A 5,456-nucleotide genomic window follows, 5' to 3' on the forward strand; every position below is an offset into this window, starting at 1 on the left:
GCATCGAATGGGGGACAAGACTTTTCGGTAGACCGAGGGCATCCCGATAGGCAACGAAACGGGCGTTGATCTCCGCGGGTTTGATCCGGCCGCCGCGCTCGGTCACCCACAGCGCGGGATGGTCCTCGCAGCCGAACTTGGGCCGGACGTTCTCCGCGTAGTCGGCCACCGCATCCACAGCCCAGTCCATTACCGACAGTACGTTCCGGCGCCGCGGCGGCTGTCCCCTCTTCGCCTTGCCGTAGCGGACGTTGAGCATGCCGTACTGCCCGAACTGCGGTGCTGCCGCGTTGCGGCCGAAATCCACCAGGTCGAGTTTGGCGGCCTCGGTGCGGCGTAACCCCCAACCGTAGAGGACCTTGAAGAGCGTGGCGTCGCGATACGCGGCGAGTGCTCCCTTGCGTTTGGTCCGCACCGCCCGCTCGACCTGATCGTCGGCGTAGTCGAGGAACCGTTGTATCTCCTCGCGGGAGAACGGCCGCGCCTCGGGATTGCCCTCGTAGGCGTTGAGGTGAGCGATGGTGTTCCACTCGTGGCAGATCGCGACCGGATGGGTGCCGAATGCCTCCTCGCACGCCACCGCCCAGCCGTAGCGGCCGTCGATCAGGAACTCGCTGAACAGCCTCAAACCAACTTGGTAGCCACGAATCGTGGACGGCGCCAAGTGCTTCTCACTGGTCATCGACAGTGACCATTCATCCACATGGCCCGGCATCCATGTCCACGGATACTCGTTGGTGAACTCCCGAAACCTACGAACGAGCCGTTCGCGTGCGCTGACCGTGTCCTCGCGGAGCCCGCGCGCGGCCTGCTGGGCCCGCCAGCCCCGCAGCATCGCCTCGACCATCGCGTCCTGCGGACGTATGTGGGCCACCCCGGAAACCAGCTCCAGACGAGCCGCCCCGGCCAGGTCGACACCTCGCTGCATCCCCACCCAAGACCTCCCTCTTAGAGGGCATATCTTGCATTAAACGGGCTAGTTCGCCAAACTTGCAGCTCAGACGGTCAGCATTTCGAAGGTAGAACCCCTCCGTATGTTGTTGTGGCCCTCGCGACCTGGGTATTCTCGCCCGTCTGATGCAATTCCCGAGAGTTGGGTCAGATACAGCTGAGTGGTTGTCAGGTGCGCGTGGCCCAGGATCCATTGCACATCGGACAACGGCATGTCAGGATCGCTCGTCATCCGAAAGGCTGCGGTGTGGCGCAGGTCGTGAATGGTCCAATTGGATCCCAACATCGACTGCGCCCGTGAGAACATCGCGCGCGCTCCCGAATACGACAGCTGCCGCCACGGCCTGCGCAACGTCATCCACAAGGGATGATCGCAGCCGTGAGGGGCATCCTTTCCCCAGGCCTCTTCTTGATAGATCCGCAACCACACGAATGCATCTGGCGACGCCGGCAACTGTTGGACCTCCCGGGTCCCCTTCCTTATTACGGTGATCAATTGCTGGCCCGGGTCCGCACTCTTCTGGGACATCGACAGGAGCTCGTCGGCGCGGGCGCCGGTCGAAACCCAGAAGGCCAACATTGCCCGATCTCGGTTAGACGACAACGCCGCGAATAGTTCGTTGAAACGATCATCGGGAATGCGCTTGGGTATCCGTTTCGGAACCTTGGGTCTGTATCGCCCCTTCCGCTCGTTACGAAACGGATCCTGCGGATCGTGATGCGCGTTCGACCGAAAAGCGCGGGGCGAGCGATCCACCGGGAACGGATTGACGACCGGCCCAGCACCGATGCTCATCTGAAAATCGTAGAACGCCCGCAACACCGTTTCCGCGTGCGCTCGAGTGGCCGGGGAGAATTTCTGTCCCTGCCGCGGCTTGCCGGTGACCTCGTTGACCACCCAATGACCACTCTTGGCCGCATTGCCCCCTACAGGTGTTGTGCCGGAGACTTTTTCGCCCCGCCTCCGCCAATGTTCACGCCTGGGTTTATCCGCAATCTTCATCCAACGCGCAAAATCACGGCCCTCCGCGGGACTGGCTCTCTCCCATCCCACGTCGACCGCTGCGAGAAATCTCCACCACCGCAACAAGTCATGCCCGTACGATCGGATCGTCGCCGACGATCGGTCACACGCGTGAAGTTCCTCGAAAAATAGTGTCGCAGCGCCGATTACCTCACCCGACGCATCGAGTAACCGGTAGGGCTCTGCTTCGGAACCTGTCGAAATCAGCCGCCCCACGTCGGGAACGACCAGCCCTGCAAGATCAGCCCGGCGCATCTCGCTGCACATACTGAGGAAAGTATCAGCACAGCCCCTGACCTGCAATGATGCAATTTTTTAGTTCAGTTAATACGCCAACGCTCCCCGGTTGGGGGATGCCCGAGCGTGGCGAGCATCGGCGGCACTGGCTTTCCGGTGGCAGCACTCATGCCTTCCACTGTGCGCGGGTTTGTACTGGTTTCGGCGTATTTCCCGAGGTTGAGACAATAGTGAAATGAGCGAGACTGCAAAACCGGATGAGACCCAAGGGTGGAGCCCGGCCCCTGACGAGGGCCAGGCCGGAATGGTGATGACGACGGACGGCCAGTGGGCCTACCGGTACAAGGATGGCGCAGAGTTGATCATGATGAAGATGCCTGAGCGTCCAGACGCGAAGTAACCGGCAGACATTCAAAAGATCAGGTCGCCACATGTGACCGATCTGCAAGGATCTTGCAGGTCAGGACCTTGGCTCTCGCTGCGGTCTGGTCAGTGTGGCGACCTGATTCTCGTCGCAGGACACAGACTAGTACGCGGGCCCGACATCTGCGATGCAGAGATCTAGGGGCCGGTCTCCGGTTACTCGACCGTGGAGAGAGCGGACGCGTGCAGGAGGGACGAGGCTCCGAGTAGTTCGATACCGAGGAGCCGTCCGTCTCTGTCGTAGTCGAGGATGATCTGGCCGTCAGAGCCGTCGCAGTGGACGTGCTGCTGGCGCACAGCGTCTCCGTTCGCCCGGTCGGAGGCCACATAGATGTATGAAGCGTCGGCGTCAGGGTCGTATGTTGCCGCGAAGGTCAGATGCATATCGAGAGGATAGTTCTGGGCGGAGCGTGAGGCGACTTGACGCTGTCGCCGTGCGGAGGACTTCAACACGTGAAGTACCGGCAAATATCCTCATCGCGCTCGGGTTCATCCAAATCAGTTGGGACCGTTGAAGAATTCCTCGGTGAGAATGTCCCCCTCTTTGAGGCCACTGTCTCTCAGCTTCGCTGCCATCGTCAAAGATGCATACACGTAGGGCAGGGCGGATCGCGGATCGGTGTCCTAGTCCTCTTCGTTCCCGCCCAAGAACACGAAGACGCGCGGCGTGATGCATTGTCCGACATCCAAGCTGGACAAACCGGCACGTTGCAGCCAGATCGCATATTGGTCCAGTGCGCAGCCGTTCAAGATGGTTCCATCTGCGATTCTCAGCAGAAGAAGGCCGTACGGTAGCAGTTCCTCTGCGATGCCTCGGGCGGGATCGTAAATGTAAACCATTGTTTCAGGTTTGTTCTGAGTCAGCTTGTCGAGGATGAAGAACTGGATGCCACGCCAGTCCTGGGCGAAGCAGTACATGCGAGGGTGATCGAAGTACTGGGATAGCAAGTCAGAAAGCCGATCCGAGACCGATTCGTCGTAGACCTGGAACGCCCCACTTCCCAAGGAGAGGGAAGTTCTTCCGCTGGGCGTGCCGCCGGTACCCATGGGTGAGTCCTCACTGTTGCGGTTCTGTAGGGCCTTTTCTTCGGCCTGTGGGGCGCTTGGAAACGCTGGGCCCTGCACCAGAGCTATCCACCTACAGGCCGAACACCACAGCTCATAGCTGATGTCTCCGTCCGCCGTGGAAAGGGGTTCGTCGAAGGGAATCCACTCGACCGTCAAATCTCGTTGATTGCAGTTCGGGCACCGAATTCCTTCGAAGGATCCTTCCCGGATTCTTGCGGCAATGAACTCCGGCACCGGCACTGGCGTCGTACGGGGCTCATGGTTCGAAGGCGAAGTGGGAGGCTGCGTATCGCCCACAGGTGATCGTTCGAGGGGCGGTGCGGGAGGGAGGTCGGGCCACCGATCAGGTATCGAGGGTCGATACGTGTCGCGGGAGCCTGTGCGGACGAGGTAGATGAGCAAAGCGAACGTCCCCGCGATGATGATCAGCACGGCTGTTTCTCCGTTCGCTGGGGGACCGGGGGAGGACTCGCTATCACGGAGTCGTCGGTTTCGAGGCTGTTAGTCACAGGGCACGTTGTTGGGCGCTCTCGCGTGGTGGTCAGATCAGTACGCCGAGCGTCAGAAGCATGAACGCGAGCACTGCGGTACCGGTGGCGGCGCTGGTGAGTGTCTTGTGTCCGGTGAAAGCCAGCGACGTGGCCTGCAGCGCCAAAGACACTAATCCGGTGCCGGCGGCGGTAAGCAGGACAAGTTGGGGCACGGCCACAGCGCGGTCCAATCATGTTCATTGTCAACGGAACAGCGATCCGATGACACCGCCGATGACGTCGACGACGAAGTCCACGACTGTTTCGAGGACGCGTTCTGCGAAGCGGCGTAGCCGACCGGGATGCGAGGTAGCCATGTCGTCGGTGCCCGTCAGGGATTCAGAGGACGCGGGGGAGTGCGATGGAGGCGCAGCGCTGCCGGGCTCCGCTACGACGACTCGAGCGGAATGTCGTTCCGCCGCCGGACGTGGCTGCTGCCACGCGGACCTGGGGTTCACACGGCATGTGCGGGCTCCTTCTGTCGGCGATCGCCCCCGCGCAGCCAGTCGAGGGGCCGCGGGGATTCGTAAACGACAGTCAACGCCCTTGCGCGAATATTCAGCAATCATTTTGTGTGGTTCGAGAGTGAAATCACATAGGCTGAATGCCCTCTTGTTCTTGATAACTTCCCAGCGCGCGGCGGACGGCGTAGCCCGTTGAGGTGAGGTGGCCACCGTTTAGGTTATGCCGTGGTTACCCGTCGGGCGTCCCAGATTTGGCGGGGAGAGGTGTGGTTTCATGCGCCGAGCCCGACGTTGGTCCAGATGTCGAGGTAGGTGGAGTAGTCAACGAAGTACGGGGGCTCGTCTGACGACCATACGACCCCTCTGACGGCGTCCCCCTCGATGTACAGGCAGAGGTATCCGCCGCCTCCGGAGTGGAACGTGGCGACGCAGCGCGAGGGGTCGGGGTACTCGTCGGGGGAGAGACCGTCCAAGATTCCCCATTCGAAGGCGTCGATGCGAAACATGTTGCGCAGTGGCAGAGGCCCAACCGTTCTCCCAGCGATGTCGTACCAGCCGTTGTGAAGGTGAGTGTAGAACCGCGTGAGGCTTGCCGGAAAGTGGTGCCACACTGCCGGGACGTCGTCGTTGTCGGTGACCGGCCGCCCGCCGAGGTAGTACATGTCGTCGCCGTCGGCCGCTGTCATCCGGTACAGGAGAAACCACTCACCCCGCGATGTGAGCAAGGCGACGTCGACGAGACTGGCAGTGATCGTCGTG

Annotated in this window: 8 protein-coding genes and 1 pseudogene; 1 reads left to right on the plus strand and 8 read right to left on the minus strand. The window is 61.3% G+C overall.

From position 1 onward, the window contains the following. The 3 genes and pseudogenes from A2J01_RS05370 to A2J01_RS36775 all read right to left on the minus strand — a co-directional run. Positions 1-934 (minus strand): tyrosine-type recombinase/integrase (locus A2J01_RS05370; RefSeq protein ID WP_156519175.1); only part of this gene is annotated, 934 nt, incomplete at its 3' end. A 63-nt stretch (positions 935-997) separates the two neighbouring features. Further along, positions 998-1,747, minus strand: coding sequence for a tyrosine-type recombinase/integrase (locus A2J01_RS36770; RefSeq protein ID WP_231915707.1), 750 nt, complete (start codon positions 1,745-1,747; stop codon positions 998-1,000). Between the two features lie 204 nt (positions 1,748-1,951). Further along, positions 1,952-2,242 (minus strand): annotated as a pseudogene (locus A2J01_RS36775) (site-specific integrase); the annotation flags it as partial. Positions 2,243-2,447: 205 nt separating this feature from the next. On the opposite strand from A2J01_RS36775, the gene A2J01_RS36290 reads away from it, so the two are divergent. Further along, positions 2,448-2,612, plus strand: coding sequence for a hypothetical protein (locus A2J01_RS36290; protein WP_167349916.1), 165 nt, complete (start codon positions 2,448-2,450; stop codon positions 2,610-2,612). A gap of 179 nt (positions 2,613-2,791) precedes the next feature. Here A2J01_RS36290 and A2J01_RS05380 read toward each other — a convergent pair whose 3' ends face one another. From A2J01_RS05380 to A2J01_RS05390, 5 genes are all read right to left on the minus strand, one after another. Further along, positions 2,792-3,019, minus strand: a complete 228-nt coding sequence (locus A2J01_RS05380) for a DUF2283 domain-containing protein (protein ID WP_047269237.1) — start codon at positions 3,017-3,019, stop codon at positions 2,792-2,794. 240 nt (positions 3,020-3,259) lie between these two features. After that, complete coding sequence (locus tag A2J01_RS35645) at positions 3,260-3,682, minus strand: hypothetical protein (protein WP_141695832.1); 423 nt, start codon at positions 3,680-3,682, stop codon at positions 3,260-3,262. 562 nt (positions 3,683-4,244) lie between these two features. Beyond that, positions 4,245-4,412: a hypothetical protein gene (locus tag A2J01_RS35650; RefSeq protein ID WP_176748998.1), complete on the minus strand. Its 168-nt coding sequence runs from the start codon at positions 4,410-4,412 to the stop codon at positions 4,245-4,247. Between the two features lie 24 nt (positions 4,413-4,436). Further along, on the minus strand, positions 4,437-4,691 hold the full coding sequence (locus A2J01_RS35655) for a hypothetical protein (RefSeq protein WP_156519177.1): 255 nt from the start codon (positions 4,689-4,691) through the stop codon (positions 4,437-4,439). A 278-nt stretch (positions 4,692-4,969) separates the two neighbouring features. Then, on the minus strand, positions 4,970-5,456 hold a 487-nt coding region (locus A2J01_RS05390), incomplete at its 5' end, for a hypothetical protein (RefSeq protein ID WP_064112256.1).

Origin of the sequence: Rhodococcus sp. EPR-134 (genome assembly GCF_001647205.1) — a bacterium.
GTDB lineage: Bacteria > Actinomycetota > Actinomycetes > Mycobacteriales > Mycobacteriaceae > Rhodococcus_F > Rhodococcus_F qingshengii.